Origin of the sequence: Alkaliphilus peptidifermentans DSM 18978 (genome assembly GCF_900101495.1) — a bacterium.
GTDB lineage: Bacteria > Bacillota > Clostridia > Peptostreptococcales > Natronincolaceae > Alkaliphilus_C > Alkaliphilus_C peptidifermentans.
This window is the reverse complement of the sequence record NZ_FMUS01000019.1, coordinates 55,431-73,802: the sequence shown is the minus strand read 5'-3', so window position 1 is coordinate 73,802 and position 18,372 is coordinate 55,431. Positions and strand designations below refer to the sequence as shown.

Genomic DNA, 18,372 nt, shown 5'->3' with positions numbered 1-18,372 from the left:
TTAATCACCTAAGGGGGTGAGAGCTTGGAAAACACAAACTTTATTATGCAGTTTTTAGAATGGCTGATGTCCTTTGATAGGAAAGCAGTTATTCTTGCAGCATCTGCCATAGGAGCTGGGTTAGCAATGATTGCTGGCATAGGTCCCGGAGTAGGGCAAGGATATGCCGCTGGCAAAGGCGCAGAGGCTGTAAGTTATAATCCCAAAAGCGGAAGACAGGCAACAACAGTTATGCTACTTGGAGCCGCTGTAGCAGAAACATCTGGGATACTTTCACTGGTAATAGCATTGATTTTATTATTTGCAAACCCATTAGTGAATTTATCGGGTGCAGCCATCGTTGTATCAGCATCTGCCATTGGAGCAGGACTATCTATGATTGCTGGGATTGGGCCTGGCATAGGTCAGGGATATGCTGCTGGTAAAGGAACCGAAATGGTAGGGAAAAGACCCAGACTACAGTCTTCTATTATAAGAACAATGTTCTTGGGGCAGGCTGTTGCTCAAACTACTGGGATCTATGCAATGATTATTGCATTGGTGCTTATGTTTGCAAATCCATTAATACGCTTGTTATAAAAATTTAAATTAAAAATTATAAGAAAGATAAAGGAGGAAATTACATTATGGAACCAATCACAGGTAGAGCATTAGTATTAGCAGCTTCTGCTATAGGAGCAGGTTTAGCAATGATTGCAGGTATAGGACCTGGAATAGGACAGGGATATGCTGCAGGTAAAGGTGCTGAAGGAGTAGGTAGACAACCAGAAGCACAGGGTGATATTGTAAGAACTATGCTGTTAGGTGCCGCTGTTGCTGAAACAACAGGTATCTATGGATTGATTGTTGCCTTAATATTATTATTTGCAAATCCACTAATAAGACTGTTATAGACAGTCGGGGGAATAGTAATTTGCCCGATACTATAGAAAGGAGGCAAAGGGATGTTAGGATTAGTGGAATTTGGTTGGACCTTTGCATTTCAGATAATTAACTTCCTTATTCTATACTATGTACTAAGGAAGTACCTGTTTAAGCCAGTAACTGGCCATATGAATAGTAGAACAGAAAAAATCGAGAATGCAATTAAGGATGCCGAGAACAAGAAAAAAGAAGCAAATGAGCTTCACACAGAATACATGTCAAAGCTTGATAATATAAAGGAAGAAAGAAACCAAATTATTAAAGAAGCTACAAGACGAGCGGAAGAACGAGGCAATGAAATTGTTAAAGCTGCTGAGCTGGATGCTAAAAAAATACTGGAGAGGGCTAATCAAGATATTGAAAGGGAGAGACAAAAGGCTATTAATGAGCTTAAGGATCAATTATCTACCCTTGCAATTATCACTGCCTCAAAGGTTATTGAAAAGGAATTGGACCAACAGGCCCACCAGCAATTAATTCAGCAATTTATTGATGAGGTAGGGGAAGTAACATGGCAGAATTAGTAGCCAAACGGTATGCCTATGCATTGTATGAAGTTGGACTTGAGGATAATCGAATTCAACCCCTTAAGGAAGAACTTCAATTTGTGGCAGACTGCATAAAAGAATATAGCCAATTGGCTGACTTGTTAGGTTCTCCGCTGATTCAACAAAAAGATAAAAAAGAGATATTATCGCAATGCTTCAAGGACAGGGTGAGTAATGAAGTATTAAGCTTCCTGTACATATTGATTGATAAGAGAAGGCAGAATTATATTCATCAAATAACTGAAGAATATGTTATGCTGGCTAATAAATCTAAGAACATGGTGGCTGCAACAGCAGTTACTGCTATACCAATGAAGGAAGAAGATTTACTAAAGCTTCAAGTAAAGCTTTCTATGTCTTCTGGCAAGAATGTAAACTTAATTAATGAAATTGACTCTGAAGTAATAGGCGGTATTCTCATAAAAATGGGTGATAAAGTCATAGACGGAACGATAAAAAATCGATTGGGGCAAATGAAAGAACAGTTGTCGCAAATTATAGTATAGGATAGGGGTGATATCACGTGAATCTTAGACCTGAAGAGATCAGCTCGGTAATAAAGGAGCAGATTAAGAGATATGAAAACAAGCTGGAAGTGAAAGACGTAGGAACCGTTATTCAGGTTGGTGATGGTATTGCAAGGGTCCATGGGTTAGAAAAGTGTATGGCTGGGGAGCTATTAGAATTTACTGGTGGCGTATATGGCATGGCACTAAACCTTGAAGAAGATAACGTAGGATGCGTACTTCTAGGCTCTGATGATAAAATCAAAGAAGGGGATACAGTAAAACGTACCCAAAGAATTGTTGAGGTTCCAGTTGGTGATGCATTGTTAGGTAGAGTTGTAAATGCACTAGGTCAGCCAATTGATGGAAAGGGGCCAATTAACACTAATAAATTTAGACCTGTAGAAAGAGTTGCACCAGGGATAATCAAAAGAAAATCCGTTCATGAACCTTTACAAACTGGAGTAAAATCTATTGATTCAATGATTCCAATTGGTAGAGGCCAGCGTGAATTAATCATTGGTGATAGACAAACTGGTAAAACTGCCATTGCCATTGATACGATAATCAATCAGAAAAATACCGATGTTTTATGTATTTATGTTGCTATAGGACAGAAAAAATCTACAGTTGCGCAAATTCAAGATGTTCTAGTTAAACATGGAGCAATGGATTATACAATTATTGTTTCTGCTACTGCCAGTGAGTTGGCACCTCTACAATATTTAGCACCCTACGCTGGATGTTCAATGGGTGAAGAATTTATGGAGGAAGGAAAGCATGTTTTAATTATTTATGATGATTTATCGAAGCATGCTGTAGCATATAGAGCAATGTCACTATTACTAAGAAGACCTCCAGGACGTGAAGCCTACCCAGGAGACGTTTTCTATCTACATAGTAGATTGCTGGAAAGAGCAGCCAAGTTAAATGATGCAAATGGAGGCGGATCATTAACCGCATTACCGATGATTGAAACTCAAGCAGGGGATGTTTCTGCATATATACCAACCAACGTAATATCAATTACAGATGGACAAATATTCTTAGAATCAGAATTGTTTTATTCTGGAATACGTCCAGCGGTAAACCCTGGTATATCAGTTTCAAGGGTTGGAGGTAGTGCTCAAGTAAAGGCCATGAGAAAAGTTGCTGGAAAGCTTAGGCTGGAATTAGCCCAGTATAGAGAGCTGGCTGCCTTTGCACAATTTGGTTCGGATCTAGATAAAGAAACTCAAGAACTATTAGCTCAAGGTGAGCGAATTATTGAGATTCTAAAGCAGCCACAATACCAACCTGTATCAGTTGAAAACCAAGTAATGATCATATATGCAGTTACCAATAAGTATTTAGTTGATATTGATATAGACAAGATAAGAGAATTTGAAAATCAGTTCTTGATATACATGAAGGATCACCATCCAGAGGTGGGTCAATTCATTAAAGAACAAGGAACAATGGATGATAAAATGGAGGAAAAGCTTAAAGCTGCTATTGAAGAGTTTAAAAAGCAATTTAAGCAAAATCTTGAATAAACGGTTAATACCATTAACCGGGAGGTGAGATATTGGCTGGTTTAGGAATGCGGGACATTAAAAGGCGTATAAAGAGTGTAAATAGTACAAAGCAAATAACAAAGGCTATGGAACTGGTCTCCTCAGCTAAGCTAAGAAAGGCTAAGGAAAACCTTGAAAAAACACGACCTTATTTCAATTTGATTGGAGAGACCATCAATGAAATAATCGCTTCCACAAAAGGGGTAAAGCACGACTATATTACCCCTAGAAAAGTTGAAAAAACAGGGTATATTGTCATTACAGCTGATCGTGGTTTATGTGGAGGCTATAACTCCAACGTAATAAAAAAGGCTGTTGTCCATATGGAAGAGAAGGAAAGAGTTTCAATTATAGCTGTAGGTACAAAAGGTAGGGATTACTTTAAGAAAAGACAATATGATCTGGATGGAGAGTTTCAAAGTCCGTCAGATAATCCAACCTATAACTTTGCCCATAACATTGGTGAACTAAGTAGAGAACTATATAAGCAAAAGCTTGTTGACGAGGTATACCTGGTTTATACAGAATTCTTCTCAACAATTAGCTATAAGCCTAGAGCTATTAAGCTGTTACCCTTAGAGGTAAACGAAGAAACTGTAGTTAAGGAAAGAGAAGAGAGAATGACCTACGAACCATCGCCAGAAGCTGTTTTGGACTATTTAATTCCCAAGTATGTTGATAGCATGATTTATGGAGCCATTGTTGAAGCTGCAACCAGTGAGCACGGAGCCACTAGGGTTGCTATGGAAAGTGCCACCGATAATGCAGAGGAAATGATAGATAGTTTAAAACTACAGTATAATAGAGCAAGGCAAGCATCCATCACTCAAGAAATAGCCGAAATCGTTGGTGGTGCTGAAGCACTGAAGTAGTAAAAAAATTAAGAATTTAAAGTGAAGAGTTATAAGTGACATAATAAGAAGCAAAATTTGCTTTGCACTTTTAACTATGCTTAAAAGGAGGTTAGGTAATGGCTGAAGCAAGGGTCGGTAAAGTGGTCCAAATTATTGGTCCCGTTGTAGATATAAAATTTAATAGTGAAGAATTACCGGCATTATTAAATGCCATTAAGATCGAAACTCAAGACCATACAGTAACGGTTGAAGTTGCCCAGCATACGGGTGATGATACAGTTAGATGTGTTGCCATGAGCTCTACTGATGGATTAATTAGGGGTATGGACGCCGTTGATACTGGTGGCCCAATTACTATTCCTGTTGGTAGAGCAACATTGGGTAGAATTTTCAATGTACTGGGTGAAGTAGTAGATGAAAAAGAACCAGTGATCTCGGAGTTTTCTTCGCCGATACATAGGCAACCACCAAGCTTTGAAGAGCAGGAAACTTCTACAGAAATTTTTGAAACTGGAATTAAGGTAGTTGATTTAATTGCTCCCTACTCTAAGGGTGGAAAAATAGGACTCTTCGGAGGTGCCGGGGTTGGTAAGACGGTACTTATAATGGAGCTTATTAACAATATAGCTAAGCAACACGGTGGACTATCTGTGTTTGCTGGTGTTGGAGAACGTACCAGAGAAGGTAATGACCTTTATCATGAAATGATTGATTCTGGAGTTATTGATAAAACAACTCTAGTGTATGGACAAATGAATGAACCGCCAGGTGCCAGGATGCGTGTTGGGCTAGCAGGGCTTACAATGGCTGAGTATTTTAGAGATCAAGAGGGTCAAGACGTACTTCTTTTTATCGATAATATTTTCCGATTTACTCAAGCTGGTAGTGAGGTGTCGGCACTATTGGGACGTATGCCAAGTGCAGTAGGTTACCAGCCTACACTAGCTACAGAAATGGGAGTTTTACAGGAGCGTATTACTTCTACTAAGAAGGGTTCTATTACATCTGTACAGGCTGTATATGTACCAGCAGATGACTTGACTGACCCTGCCCCTGCAACAACCTTTGCCCATCTAGATGCGACTACAGTTCTTTCTAGACAAATATCTGAGCTGGGAATTTATCCAGCGGTGGATCCATTGGATTCAACCTCTAGAATTCTTGACCCAGCTGTTGTTGGCGATGAGCACTATCGTGTTGCAAGGGGAGTACAGGAGGTATTACAACGATATAAGGAACTTCAAGATATAATTGCCATACTTGGTATGGATGAATTATCAGATGATGATAAATTAACTGTATCTAGAGCTAGAAAAATGCAACGTTTCTTATCTCAGCCCTTCCATGTTGCTGAGCAGTTTACTGGTATGGAAGGAAAATATGTGCCATTAAAGGAAACAATAAGAGGCTTTAAAGAAATATTAGAGGGTAAGCATGATGATCTACCCGAGTCAGCCTTTTTATATGTAGGCTCCATCGATGAAGCTGTAGAAAAAGCTAAAGGGAAGTAGGTGATGAGATGGCTTCGAAGTTTCATCTCCAAGTAATAGCCCCAGATAAAATACTTCTTGATGAAGAAGTAGAAAAGGTTATTGTAAGATCAACATCAGGAGATATTGCTATTTTGCATGATCATATTCCCATGGTTGCGCCCCTTAGTATAGGACAAATGACCATCATTAATGATGGTAATAAGCGAGAAGCTGCAGTTGCATCTGGATTTGTTCATATAGATCTAGAAAAGACAGTCATTATGGCAGATGCTGCTGAATGGCCTGAAGAGATAGATGTAGATAGAGCAAAGCAGGCAAAGGCAAGAGCAGAAGATCGATTAAAAAACAACTATGAAAAGATGGATCGTATAAGAGCTGAAATTGCTTTACACAAAGCATTGAACAGGATTAATGTAGTAGAAAAAAAGAAATAAATATAAAAATAGAAGGGCTGAATTATCAGCTCTTCTATTTTTAGAATGACAATATATCAAATTCATGGTCTGGCTCAGCTTCCTCTACAGTAATGAAAAGTTTAATGGGTAAAGCGATAATAACATGATAGGACTCACTTATCCAACCCATATCAGTATGGATAGATAGTGGGGTAATCTCTTCTGATAAACGATGCAGCATAACCCTACCATCCTTTAATTCTAAAGTTCCTTCATATTCCTTTCCTCCAAATTCAAAAGGGAAGACGATAAACTCTGATTCTTCAGACTCTGTAAGAGGGAAACGATAAATTACTTCACCATTTAAATTAACAATAATATTTTTCCCCTCCATTGCTTGAGTAAAAAGCAGAGGGATAGCAAACATTGAGGCTATGCTAACAATGATAATTACACCTATTAAAATTTTATCTGCAGTTGTCATAAATTTCATAGAAGATTCCTCCAATAAATAAAAACGATTATTCTCTAATACATATTATAAACGATTTATGTAAAGTTGACAAACGGAAGAAAAAAACAATGACAAATAATTGAGTAATGAATAATTAATAATGAGTAATGAAAAGCAAAGATAAAGTTGATTGAAAATGGAAAACTTAACTCATTACTCATTACTCATTACTCATTATATTATTGGGTATATTACAAATAATAAAAATTGATTGAGGTGATAAAAAATGTCAGAAAAAGATGAATTGCAAAGGACAGTTGAATTTGCTTTAAAGGGAACCCCCGAATTGAAGGCAGAGGAAAAAAAGATATGGTTAGGGGAATTTCGCGAACGAGTTATTATGGCCTTAAAAATAGAAGATGCAAAGCTGATGGAGGGTCTGTTATACACAGAGAAAGCTTTAGAAGATTCTAGGGCTGAAATGATTATTGTAAATAATAAGATTCCAATGAAGATTATGGGAAAATATATGGAACTAGCCAAAAGAAAGAATAAAGAATATAAGACAATTAATACTGACTCAAAACATGCAATGGGAGTTGTAATAGCCAGTAGAATGGCAGTTGATAGAGAAAATGTGGAGCAGGAAATAAAGAAGTTACCTAAAAAGTTTACCAATATAAGATATAAAGGACTATGCAGCGACTGCTACGGAGAAATAATGGATATTGATTCCAACTATGGAGCCAGCTTTAAGAAGCTTACATTAATTGATAAGCTTATGGGTATTAAATGTGGAGTATGCGAAAATGATGAAGATGGTGGACCATTGATGTAAATATTAAATCTTAAATAATGTAATATCATTCTCAATCCTATTACACATAAAGTAAATTATTAACTATAATTTTTTATTTGCATGTATAACTGAAAAACCTCCTGTCAATAATCAAAGTAGAAAGAGAAGAGAGCTAGTTTAACTAAGATGTTTTTTGTCCCCCTTTAACATCCAGTATATTTCTTTAGTTCTCTTCTCTTTTTCTATGTTAAACACAATAAAGAGGAGGTAAAATTATGAAAAAATTATTAATAGCTATTATACTAATTATTACTATGCTTTTAATTTATGTACCAGCGGGGGCCTACTTTACAGAAAATGATAATATTGTTTCAGATGGAAACAGTCTATTGATTGAAGCTTTTCTCAAAAGTGGTGCAGACTTAATGGAAGTAAATACAAATAATACTTTGCATTTACAAGATCAGTTTTTTACCATGAATGAAATGGAGAAGGCTTTATATTTGATTTTTGATGATTTAAAAATTGAAGGTAAAATAAATATTACAGAGAATATAGAATATTATGAGCCTTATTATGAATTTATGGATGAAGCTTACCAGGATACCATATTTATAAACAAAAACTCAGAAATTGGATATAACCAAATAACAGCAACATACATAGCTAAAACAGGTGAGATTACTGTAGTCATCCTTTATAGCTTTGAAAATGACAATTTAAAAGAGTCGTATATTATTATTGACATCGTTCAGAATAAAGGATATAAAGATATAGTAGCAATGACTGATTTAAGTAAAGAGATATTAAGTCAATTTGGAAATAATATAGAAACTACATTGTGCCTAGTGGGTAGTTTCCCTGGTGAGAAATCTATAAATGAATCTAAAATAATAGTAGAGGAAATCGGTACTTTTCTTAAGGCAAAGCCAGTAGAAGAAATTATCGATAAAGCATATACTAGTACCACCCTCTATAGTCCTTTGTTGACACATGCTATCTCGTATCAAAATAAGAAAGTAAATCTGCAATTAGCAACCAGATATAATGAATATGAAAATAGAACATATTTATGGATTGCTACTCCTTTAATAATAAGCACTTATTAATGATTAAGCTTCTCAATTGTAGACTTACGCAATGGAAAGAGAGGAACATATTTTGGGAAAAATTATTGTTCAGAAAAGTAAACCATTAAAGGGAACTGTTCGAGTGAGCGGAGCTAAGAATTCAGTACTGCCAATTCTAGCTGCAAGCTTGTTATCAACTGACAAATGCGTTTTGGAGGATGTTCCCGCTCTAAATGATGTAGATGTTATATGTGAAGTACTCTCATGTTTAGGAGCAGATGTAAAACGGATAGAAAGAGATAAAATAGAAGTTAATTCATCAGCTATTGATAATTATGAATCTCCATATGAGCTGGTTAGAAAAATGAGAGCATCATTTTTGGTTATGGGCCCACTACTTGCTAGGATGGGAAAAGCTAGAATTTCCATGCCGGGAGGATGTGCCATCGGAACCAGACCAATAGATCTTCATCTAAAGGGATTTAAAGCCTTAGGTGCAGAAATTACACTTGGATGCGGTTTTGTAGAAGCTAAGGCTGAAAAATTAATTGGAAATAAAATATATCTAGATTTTCCAAGTGTTGGAGCTACTGAAAATATTATGATGGCTGCAGTCTTGGCTGAGGGACAGACAATTATAGAAAATGCTGCTGAAGAACCTGAAATTACAGATTTAGCTAATTTCTTGAATAAAATGGGTGGTCAAGTTATGGGGGCAGGCACCGATACTATTAAAATAAATGGAGTTGAAAAGTTAGGTGGAGCAATCCATACTGTTATTCCTGATAGAATAGAGGCAGGAACTTATATGGTTGCAGCAGCAATAACTGGTGGTAATGTACTGGTAGATAATGTTGTAATAGACCACTTAAAGCCAACAATTGCAAAGCTAAAGGAATGCGATGTAGAAGTAATTGAAGAGGGTAACGGTGTAAGAGTAATTGGTAATGGTAGACCAAAAGCAATAGATATTAAAACATTACCTTATCCTGGTTTTCCAACAGATATGCAGGCGCAATTTATGGCGTTATTATGTGTTGCAGAAGGTACAGGAGTAGTTATTGAAACGGTATTTGAAAATCGTTTTATGCATGTTAGTGAACTAGAACGAATGGGAGCTAATATAAAAATTGAAGGTAGAAGTGCTGTTATAGAAGGAAAGAAACATCTTTTAGGAGCACCAGTGAAAGCTACTGACTTAAGAGCAGGAGCTGCTCTAATATTGGCGGGCTTAGTTGCTGAAGGAGTAACAGAAATAGGCAACACTGAACATATTGATAGAGGATATGTTAGGATTGAAGAAAAACTTAAATCAATAGGGGCTAATATTTACAGAGAAGATGGGGAAGAGGAATAATTTATTTAATTGCATATTAACTCTATATAAATGGAGCTATTGGATGTATAATACCGATGGCTCTTTTTTAGTTTTTGGGTAGTTCTAAACCTCTTTAGTTTCACATATACCTTATTATAATTTTTGAATAAGGGGTTTTGACTAATGAAGGGGATTCTAATTGGAATTATAACATTTATAATAACTACACTTATTATACCAATAGTAATCATTACAAGCTGTAGCATTGATATACCTGCAATAGAAAAACATAAACAAACTAGAGAAATAGAGGCTGTAGAATCGGACTTAATTATTAAGGTATATAATCATAAAACAAATAGAGTTATGGAGCTGTATCTTGAAGAATATATATTAAATGTTGTTGCAGCTGAAATGCCAGCTTCTTTTGAAATAGAGGCCTTAAAGGCACAAGCTGTGGCAGCAAGAACATATGCAATTTGGAAGCTAAAAGGCTTTAATGATAAAGGTAACACCCAACACCCAAGTGCCCCTCTTTGTACAAATCATACCCATTGTCAGGAATGGCTTTCTACGGATGAGCTTCGGGAACGTCATGGTAGGCTATGGATGTACCAATATTGGGGTAAGTTAGAAGAAGCCGTAGAATCTACCACAGGTATAATATTGACCTATAATATGAACCCAATAGAGCCTTTATATCATTCCACCAGCGGAGGGAAAACAGAAAACTCAGAGGATGTTTTCTCCAGCGAGGTTCCTTATCTACGAAGTGTTTCAAGTCCATATGAAGAACGATCACCGGTATTAGTCGATAAGCAACAAGTTACTATTGAGAAATTCATTAGTGATTTAAAAAAACGGAGAAGAGATATTAAACTAAGTAGTAGTAATCTTGAAGGACAAATAGAGATACTGGAAAGGTCTAGTGGAGGTAGTATTAAACGGATCACTATTGGTAATGAGGAATTTACCGGAAGAGAACTAAGAGAAATTTTTCAGCTTCGTTCAGCAGATTTTACTATCAAGGTTACTGGAAGCAATGTTGAGTTTACAACCAAGGGATATGGCCACGGGGTAGGTATGAGCCAATGGGGGGCAAATGGAATGGCAGAACGAGGAGCAAACTACCAAGAGATTTTAGAGCACTATTATCAAGGGACTATATTAAGTAAAATAAAGAGCTACCTATAGTTAATAGCAATGTTTAATGTTGAAATATTCGCCTCCAATAGAAAACCCAGAAAATTAATTCTGTAATTGTATGAATATGGACAAACTGGAGATACTATCAAATGGAGGTGGGTTTAATGTCAGATAAAAACCACAATAATGATAATAAAAGGCCAAAAAAGTCCTTATACAACATTTTAGACAAGGAAGGATTTTATATAATTCTATTCCTTTGTGTTTGTATTGTAGCAGTAACTGCTATTTGGGTATCAAATCAGGAGCCAGATTACATATTAACTGAGGATATGCCTAGGTTTGAAGAGCAACCTGACATTACTCTGGTTGAAGAAGGTGAGGATACTAATTTAGATGAACCCAGTGAGTCTGCTATGCTTCCTAATACGCAAACAACTTCAGAGATCGGAAATAATCAGCAGTCTTTATCTGAAACAGGACAAGCCATAGGGCAAAGTCAGTCTCTTCAAACAGACGAAGCCAATACTGATATGGAAGATGATACAGAAGATGCAATGATAGTTTCAAGTGAGCAAAGGGCAAATATGATAATGCCTGTTATTGGTAGAAAAGGGCTTCCATTTGCTGATGATAGATTAGTTTTCCACCAAACGCTTGAACAATGGAGTACACATAAAGGGATTGACATACATGCTGAGGAGGGATCACCGGTCCGGGCAGCATTAGAGGGTGAAGTTATTGAAGTGATCAATGATACTATAATGGGCATTACTATAACCCTTCAGCATAATGAAGACTTACTAACAAGATATTGTAATTTATCAACAGATGCAATGGTAAAGGTGGGAGTAACTGTAGAAAAGGGACAAATTATTAGTGGAGTAGGTAGAACTGCATCGACTAAATCGGTTGAAGGGCCACTTCTACACTTTCAGGTGATTGAAAATGGAAATAATGTGGATCCGCAAAATTACCTTCCTAAATTTAATAATTAAATAATTAACTGTTAATATAAACCCTAAGTATTCTTGATTAATACTTAGGGTTTTTGATTGAATTTAAGCCTTATACTTATAAATAATACTTAAGTATGTTCTTTCGTGTAACTATACCAATTATTTTCAAGTCTTTAATAACGGGTATTGTTTTAATTCCTTTATTAACAATAATATCAATTATTTTTTCTAGCTCTGTGTCCTCTTGTACGCTAATTAGTTTTGATGTCATAACTTCTTTTATTTTCAAGGTTTTTAACTCAGTTAAGCTTTTATTTAATATCCTTGTATTAATAGGCACATTTGCTTCTCCATAGGCATAGTAGGATGAAGGGTTTAATTTCTTGTCTACATATATTAAATCCGTCTCTGTCACTATACCTTTTAACAGTCTTTCCTTGTCCTGAATTGGTAAACAGTTTATTTTGTTATTTAGCAATAACTCTATTGCTTCATATACACTATCATCCTCATTGATGGAAATAATATCAGTCTCCATTATATTCTTAGCTTTTAGATTCATAATGCTTCCCCCTTTGCTTATTTATTAAGGTTTTTGGATTTTTTATCTGTAGTTATTATAACATAATTGTTAAAAAGTTGAATATTAACTATAGCTAATCATTTGTTTTTCAATATTACTATAAAATTAAGATAAATAAAGAATAATATTCTAAATTCAATCCCTCACTCATATTATAGACTAAGACTCTATGATAGAGGGGGGTTACTATTTTGAAGGACTACATAGAAAAACGAGTAATGGAAATAGCAAACTATATTTTGAAAGAAGGGGCTACCGTAAGACAAACTGCTCGTGTTTTTGGAGTAAGTAAAAGTACTGTACATAAAGATGTAACAGAAAGACTTCCAAAGATAAACCCTCTAGTGGCAAATCAAGTTAAAAATATACTTGATGTGAATAAAGCCGAAAGACATATTAGGGGTGGTAGAGCTACAAAGATGAAGTACAAGATGGGGACATAACATTGATGCTCAAATTATAACTATAAATTAACCCCTCATAAAAAGGCTTTCCATTTTAAGGAGAGTCTTTTTATTTTTTTGAAGAAAAAAAGTAAATTCTTGAAAAAAAGATAAAAAAAGAAAAAAATAAAAGGAATTTTAATGATTATATAGAAAATATAGTTGATACTTAAGAGTAATAAGTATTATTATGTATTTGATTGAATTTTTATATAAATTTAACATTAAAATAAATGATGAGTTGAAAGAGAGGGAAAAAAATGTTTGGCATAGGAAGTGATATTGGTATAGACTTGGGGACAGCCAGTGTTTTAGTATTTGCAAAAGGAAAAGGGATTGTTTTACAGGAACCCTCTGTTGTGGCTATTGATAAGAACACCAATAATATTTTAGCGGTAGGGCAAGATGCTAGAAAAATGCTGGGTAGGACACCAGGTAATATAGTAGCAATTCGTCCTTTGAAGGATGGAGTTATTTCAGATTATGATATGACTGAAAGAATGTTAAAATATTTCATACAAAAAACAACAGGAAGAAGACTGTTGTTTAAACCTAAAATTATAGTGTGTGTACCCAGTGGTGTTACAGAAGTGGAAAAGAGAGCTGTAATTGATGCCACCAACGAAGCAGGTGCAAGAATGACCTATTTAATTGAGGAGCCTATAGCAGCTGCAATTGGTGCTGGTTTGGATATATCTAAGCCCAATGGTCATATGGTGGTGGATATTGGTGGTGGAACATCCGACGTAGCAGTAATATCCCTGGGGGGTATTGTTGTAAGTACATCTATTAAAGTAGCTGGTGATAAGTTCGATGAGTCTATAATAAGATATATGAGAAAAAAACATAATATAATGATCGGAGAAAGAACAGCAGAAGAGATGAAGATTAATATTGGCACTGCTTTCTTTAGAGAGACAGAGGCATTTATGGATGTTAGAGGTAGAAATCTTGTTTCTGGTCTTCCGGTTAATATAAAAATATCTAGCAATGAAATGATGGAAGCTCTTGATGAAACAGTAACCGCAATAGCCGATGCAGTGCATAGTGTGTTGGAAAGAACTCCACCAGAGCTTGCATCAGATATATCTAATCAGGGAATTATTATGACTGGTGGCGGCGCTTTGCTGTGGGGATTAGATAAACTGATAGAAAAACGAACTGGTATACAGGTATTTATTGCAGAGGACGCTATCTCTTGCGTTGCCAAGGGTACAGGTAAAGCCTTGGATTCCTTGCATATATTAGAGCAGAATGTTCAATATTCAAAATCAAGATATCGATAATAATAACAGGGAATACCCTCTCCTGACAATGACAGGTGGGGGTATTGTTGAAAATATAAAATATATTTGGGTATAATGAACTATGTTGTTTATATATGGAATATGGCTAAAATTACTTAAGTAATACATAATATATGCCGATAGAATTATAGACGAGAACTTTAACGTTCATACAAAAAAAATATGAGGTGGTTAAATGCTTAGAGGGTTATATACTGCCGTTTCTGCAATGCAAACGACAGAAAAGAAGCTGGATGTATCAGCAAATAATATGGCTAATGTTAATACGACCTCCTATAAAAAGGATGTAGTAATTTCCGAATCATTTCCAGAAGTACTTCTTCAGAAAATAAATGGCAAAATACCTCCTGAAGCTTTTAAAGCTGCCCCGATTGAAATAGATCAACAGGGAAATGGATTTAAGCTTAAGGCAGAGAATGGACTTTTCACAGTAAAAACTCAACTGGGAAATAGCTACAATAGTGAAATACGGTTAGCTGCTGATGAAAGTGGTTATTTGAAAACCTATAATTTAGATAATAATGGAAATATAGATACTACAGATGGCAGTATGGTACTGGACTCTAATGGTAATTCAATATTTGTTGGTGAAGAGCCCTTTGAAATAAGTGCTAATGGTCAGGTGACAGTAAATGGACAAGCAACCGCTAATTTAATTACACGGGGTCATTATAATACCATAGGTACAATAAATGGAGGCTTAAGGCTAAACCATATAGAAGTTGATTTTAGTCAAGGAACATTACAAGAAACAGGTAATGATTTAGATATTGCATTGAAAGGTTCCGGATTCTTCAAGGTCCTAACTCCAAATGGAGAAATGTATACAAGGAATGGTAATTTTTCCTTGAATGATAATGGAGAAGTAATTACTGGAGAAGGATACTTCTTGGCAGGTCAATGGGGATCTATACTTGTTGATGGGCAAGACTTTCAACTGACTGATAGGGGTGAAGTCATAATTAACAACGAAATAGTTGATCAAATTGAAATAGTTGATATAGAAAATGTAAAAGGACTAAGAAAGCATGGCCATGGATATTTCTATGTTGAAGAAGGTGTAGAGCTTCAAGCGAATAACTTCTCAGGGAATGTAATACAGGGGTTTCTGGAAGCTTCAAATGTCAATCCTATTAAAGAAATGATTGATATGATTAATATATATAGAACCTACGAATCTAATCAAAAGGTTGTTCGTACATATGATGAATTACTGCAAAAAGCAGCTAATGAAATCGGAAAAATTGGATAGAAATAAAAGCAATGAGTAATGAGTAATGACGGAAGAAATTTGTTTTGCAAATTTCTACAACAATTCAACATTCAACATTCAACATTGGTCATTAGAATCACTAATTAAGTATATTTTCAATTGATTTTATAAGGGGGTTAAATAATGAGAGCTTTATGGACAGCGGCATCTGGTATGAAGGCACAGCAATTAAATATAGATACAATTTCTAATAACCTAGCAAATGTTAATACTACTTCCTTTAAAAAACAGAGGGTTGAGTTTAAGGATTTGTTATATGTTACTTTAAGGAAAAACAATTTAAATGATGGAGATGGTAGCCCAGTTAATCTTCAAGTTGGTCATGGGGTAATGCCTTCTGCAACCACAAGATCTTTTATGACAGGAAATCTAGAGCGTACCGAAAACCCACTGGATTTAGCTATTAGTGGTGATGGATTCTTTGCTATTGAAGGTCCAAACGGTGATTTGTTTTATACAAGAGATGGAAACTTTAAGTTTAGTGTATTGGACAATGAGATGAAATTAGTAACTGCGGATGGATACACTGTTCTTTCGGAGTTTGATGATGAAATTGTTTTCGAAGAAGGAATGCAAAACATTACATTCTCAGAAAATGGTTTAATTACTGCTGAAAATGAAGAGGGAGAAATTCAAGAAATAGCTACCATAAAATTAGTAAAGTTTATAAATCCTGAAGGATTAGAATCCATAGGTAGAAATCTATATAAAATGACATCAGCATCTGGCGTAGAAATTCCTATGGAGGATGAAGGTAGAACCAGCACTATCCTTCAAGGGTACCTTGAGACTTCAAATGTACAAATTGTTGATGAAATGGTGCGTATGATTACTGCCCAAAGAGCCTATGAAATCAGCTCTAAGGCTATTCAAACCAGTGACGAAATGCTGGGAATAGCCAATAATCTAAGACGATAGTTAGAAATTTATAGTGCCCTTGTGAGAAAGGAATGATTTATAAAGTGAAAATAGATAATACTAGTATTATAAATAGCACCCAGAGGATTCCTGATAAGGCGCCAGAAGATTCACAAAAGCTTATGGAAGTATGTAAGCAGTTTGAGTCGGTTTTTATAAATATGATGCTTAAACAAATGAGAAGTACTGTTGGTGATGGGGGTTTGACTGAAAAAAGTCATGGACGTGAAATTTTTGAGTCTATGTATGATGAAACACTATCGGATGAAATTGCCAGCGGGCAGGGAATTGGACTAGCAAAGGATTTATATAAGCAGTTAACCGCATATCAAAAGGTGACATATAAAGGCCAGGATGAATAATCCTGGTTTTTTTTCTCTCTATTGAATAAATATAGCCTATAAGATACAATAATAGTAATGATTTACCAAACACATATAACATGAAATTTATTATTCCATTTTTAATAACAATTTAAATGAAGGGAGAAACAGAAATGGAGTTAAATAATATTGAAATACAAAAAATTATTCCTCACCGATACCCTTTTCTATTAGTGGATAAGATCATTGAGATGGAGGCTGGTAAAACGGCTGTTGGTATAAAGAATGTAACAATTAATGAACCCTTCTTTCAAGGACATTTTCCAGGAAAGCCGATTATGCCTGGTGTCTTGATGGTTGAAGCTCTCGCCCAGTTGGCAGCAATAACCTGTATGGGGTTAGAAGGAAATGAAGAAAAACTTGGTGTATTTACTGGCATTGATAATTGCAAAATCAGAAGACAGGTTACTCCAGGAGATACATTAAGGCTAGAAATAGAGATGACAACATTAAGAAGAGGTATAGGAAAAGCTGAAGGAAAGGTTTTCGTTGAAGGGAAGCTTGCTTGTAGCGCTAATCTTACCTTTGCATTAATCGATAGAGAATAGGCTAAGGAAGTGATTGGTATGGGCTTAAGTGAAGATGCAAAAGCTTTCTTTTTTAAAGGAAATAATGAGGGTTGTCTTTTGATTCATGGATTTACAGGGTCAGCTGGCCACATGCGTCCTTTAGGAGAGTATTTGAATAACAAAGGATATACTGTTTTTGGTGTTCTACTAAAAGGACATGGTACCTCCGTGGAAGATATGGAATCTACTTCTTATCATGACTGGATAAAATCTGCTGTTGATGGGTACGAAATGCTAAAAAGACAATGCGATAGAGTATATGTAATGGGTTTATCTATGGGTGGTATATTATCTCTATATTTAGCTGAAAAATATAATGTAGATAAAGTGATATCCATCGCATCTCCTATTAAAATACATGATCCCTTAGCAAAGTGGACACCATTACTAAAGTACTTTAAGAGGTTTAATAAGTGGTCAAGTAGTAATCCAGAAAAAAAGGAAAGTACTAAGGAGGGTATTGGTTATAATATAATACCCTTGAAATGTGTTCCTGAGCTTTTAAAGGTAATAAAAGTTACTCGGAAAAGCTTGAATGACATTAAGTGTCCTCTTCTTGTGATTCAACCGAAGCTCGATAAGTACGTAAAACTAGTTAGCTCAAGTATTATATATAATGGCGCTTCATCAACCCAGAAGAAACAACTGTGGCTTAATAATTCTCCCCATGGTTGTACATTAGGCCCTGAAAAGGAGTTAATTCACTACAGTGTATTTGAATTTATAAAACTACCATAACAGGTAGTTTTTTATTGCATAGTTCGTTCTGAACTTCCTATGCAATACGGGGTTGATAAGGGGGCGCTCCCCCTTATGTTCAATGAGGAGGATACAGAGAAGCGTCCTAAGGAACTCAGGGGTTCCTTTGGAAAAC

The 18,372-nt window shown here is 35.6% G+C and carries 22 protein-coding genes and 1 pseudogene; 21 read left to right on the top strand and 2 right to left on the bottom strand.

The genetic code is table 11. The annotated features are described in order from the left end of the window. Positions 1 to 66: 66 nt before the first annotated feature. The 9 genes and pseudogenes from atpE (BLP68_RS22555) to BLP68_RS13750 form a co-directional block, all read left to right on the top strand. Positions 67 to 324: pseudogene (gene atpE / locus BLP68_RS22555) on the top strand (ATP synthase F0 subunit C); the annotation flags it as partial. Further along, the gene (gene atpE / locus BLP68_RS22550) at positions 316 to 579 is read left to right on the top strand and encodes an ATP synthase F0 subunit C (RefSeq protein WP_456297607.1); all 264 of its coding nucleotides are present in this window, start codon (positions 316 to 318) and stop codon (positions 577 to 579) included. The pseudogene atpE (BLP68_RS22555) and the gene atpE (BLP68_RS22550), both read left to right, overlap by 9 nt. Before the next feature lie 47 nt (positions 580 to 626). Then, positions 627 to 893: an ATP synthase F0 subunit C gene (atpE, locus tag BLP68_RS13780; protein WP_091544998.1), complete on the top strand. Its 267-nt coding sequence runs from the start codon at positions 627 to 629 to the stop codon at positions 891 to 893. Positions 894 to 944: 51 nt separating this feature from the next. Further along, entirely contained in the window at positions 945 to 1,448 is a 504-nt protein-coding gene (gene atpF / locus BLP68_RS13775) for a F0F1 ATP synthase subunit B (RefSeq protein ID WP_091544997.1), read from the top strand. Continuing rightward, positions 1,436 to 1,978 carry a F0F1 ATP synthase subunit delta gene (locus BLP68_RS13770; protein WP_091544995.1) on the top strand — a complete coding sequence of 181 codons (543 nt, stop codon included), beginning with the start codon at positions 1,436 to 1,438 and terminating at the stop codon, positions 1,976 to 1,978. The genes atpF and BLP68_RS13770 overlap by 13 nt, the downstream gene beginning before the upstream one ends. 17 nt (positions 1,979 to 1,995) lie before the next feature. Then, positions 1,996 to 3,513: a F0F1 ATP synthase subunit alpha gene (gene atpA / locus BLP68_RS13765; RefSeq protein WP_091544993.1), complete on the top strand. Its 1,518-nt coding sequence runs from the start codon at positions 1,996 to 1,998 to the stop codon at positions 3,511 to 3,513. A gap of 32 nt (positions 3,514 to 3,545) precedes the next feature. Beyond that, positions 3,546 to 4,406 carry an ATP synthase F1 subunit gamma gene (gene atpG / locus BLP68_RS13760; RefSeq protein ID WP_242876993.1) on the top strand — a complete coding sequence of 287 codons (861 nt, stop codon included), beginning with the start codon at positions 3,546 to 3,548 and terminating at the stop codon, positions 4,404 to 4,406. Positions 4,407 to 4,504: 98 nt separating this feature from the next. Beyond that, positions 4,505 to 5,899 (top strand): F0F1 ATP synthase subunit beta, encoded by a 1,395-nt coding sequence (atpD, locus tag BLP68_RS13755; protein ID WP_091544991.1) that lies wholly within the window; start codon positions 4,505 to 4,507, stop codon positions 5,897 to 5,899. A gap of 8 nt (positions 5,900 to 5,907) precedes the next feature. Further along, entirely contained in the window at positions 5,908 to 6,315 is a 408-nt protein-coding gene (locus BLP68_RS13750; RefSeq protein WP_091544990.1) for a F0F1 ATP synthase subunit epsilon, read from the top strand. Between the two features lie 40 nt (positions 6,316 to 6,355). Here the strand turns inward: BLP68_RS13750 and BLP68_RS13745 are convergent, their stop codons facing one another. Beyond that, the gene (locus BLP68_RS13745) at positions 6,356 to 6,769 is read right to left on the bottom strand and encodes a NusG domain II-containing protein (RefSeq protein WP_091544988.1); all 414 of its coding nucleotides are present in this window, start codon (positions 6,767 to 6,769) and stop codon (positions 6,356 to 6,358) included. Positions 6,770 to 7,016: 247 nt separating this feature from the next. Here BLP68_RS13745 and BLP68_RS13740 point away from each other — a divergent pair, with 247 nt between their 5' ends. From BLP68_RS13740 to BLP68_RS13720, 5 genes are all read left to right on the top strand, one after another. Next, positions 7,017 to 7,568: a DUF1694 domain-containing protein gene (locus BLP68_RS13740; RefSeq protein ID WP_091544986.1), complete on the top strand. Its 552-nt coding sequence runs from the start codon at positions 7,017 to 7,019 to the stop codon at positions 7,566 to 7,568. A 236-nt stretch (positions 7,569 to 7,804) separates the two neighbouring features. Continuing rightward, positions 7,805 to 8,638 (top strand): YwmB family TATA-box binding protein, encoded by an 834-nt coding sequence (locus tag BLP68_RS13735; RefSeq protein ID WP_091544983.1) that lies wholly within the window; start codon positions 7,805 to 7,807, stop codon positions 8,636 to 8,638. Positions 8,639 to 8,690: 52 nt separating this feature from the next. Next, on the top strand, positions 8,691 to 9,956 hold the full coding sequence (gene murA / locus BLP68_RS13730; protein ID WP_176759035.1) for a UDP-N-acetylglucosamine 1-carboxyvinyltransferase: 1,266 nt from the start codon (positions 8,691 to 8,693) through the stop codon (positions 9,954 to 9,956). Between the two features lie 144 nt (positions 9,957 to 10,100). Beyond that, positions 10,101 to 11,111 (top strand): stage II sporulation protein D, encoded by a 1,011-nt coding sequence (gene spoIID / locus BLP68_RS13725; protein WP_091544719.1) that lies wholly within the window; start codon positions 10,101 to 10,103, stop codon positions 11,109 to 11,111. A 116-nt stretch (positions 11,112 to 11,227) separates the two neighbouring features. Next, on the top strand, positions 11,228 to 12,061 hold the full coding sequence (locus BLP68_RS13720) for a M23 family metallopeptidase (RefSeq protein ID WP_176759034.1): 834 nt from the start codon (positions 11,228 to 11,230) through the stop codon (positions 12,059 to 12,061). A 76-nt stretch (positions 12,062 to 12,137) separates the two neighbouring features. Here the strand turns inward: BLP68_RS13720 and BLP68_RS13715 are convergent, their stop codons facing one another. Continuing rightward, positions 12,138 to 12,584 (bottom strand): CBS domain-containing protein, encoded by a 447-nt coding sequence (locus BLP68_RS13715; RefSeq protein ID WP_091544715.1) that lies wholly within the window; start codon positions 12,582 to 12,584, stop codon positions 12,138 to 12,140. 212 nt (positions 12,585 to 12,796) lie between these two features. Here BLP68_RS13715 and spoIIID point away from each other — a divergent pair, with 212 nt between their 5' ends. The 7 genes from spoIIID (at position 12,797) to BLP68_RS13680 (ending at position 18,236) form a co-directional block, all read left to right on the top strand. After that, positions 12,797 to 13,048 carry a sporulation transcriptional regulator SpoIIID gene (gene spoIIID / locus BLP68_RS13710; RefSeq protein ID WP_091544712.1) on the top strand — a complete coding sequence of 84 codons (252 nt, stop codon included), beginning with the start codon at positions 12,797 to 12,799 and terminating at the stop codon, positions 13,046 to 13,048. 260 nt (positions 13,049 to 13,308) lie between these two features. Then, positions 13,309 to 14,334, top strand: coding sequence for a rod shape-determining protein (mreB, locus tag BLP68_RS13705; RefSeq protein ID WP_091544709.1), 1,026 nt, complete (start codon positions 13,309 to 13,311; stop codon positions 14,332 to 14,334). Positions 14,335 to 14,530: 196 nt separating this feature from the next. Beyond that, entirely contained in the window at positions 14,531 to 15,607 is a 1,077-nt protein-coding gene (locus BLP68_RS13700) for a flagellar hook-basal body protein (protein ID WP_091544706.1), read from the top strand. 144 nt (positions 15,608 to 15,751) lie between these two features. Next, a complete protein-coding gene (flgG, locus tag BLP68_RS13695; protein WP_207647925.1) occupies positions 15,752 to 16,546 on the top strand; it encodes a flagellar basal-body rod protein FlgG in 795 nt (264 codons plus the stop codon). Between the two features lie 32 nt (positions 16,547 to 16,578). Next, a complete protein-coding gene (locus BLP68_RS13690; RefSeq protein WP_091544701.1) occupies positions 16,579 to 16,908 on the top strand; it encodes a rod-binding protein in 330 nt (109 codons plus the stop codon). A 134-nt stretch (positions 16,909 to 17,042) separates the two neighbouring features. Then, entirely contained in the window at positions 17,043 to 17,477 is a 435-nt protein-coding gene (gene fabZ / locus BLP68_RS13685) for a 3-hydroxyacyl-ACP dehydratase FabZ (RefSeq protein ID WP_091544700.1), read from the top strand. 18 nt (positions 17,478 to 17,495) lie between these two features. Beyond that, positions 17,496 to 18,236 (top strand): alpha/beta hydrolase, encoded by a 741-nt coding sequence (locus tag BLP68_RS13680; RefSeq protein ID WP_091544697.1) that lies wholly within the window; start codon positions 17,496 to 17,498, stop codon positions 18,234 to 18,236. Positions 18,237 to 18,372 lie beyond the last annotated feature (136 nt).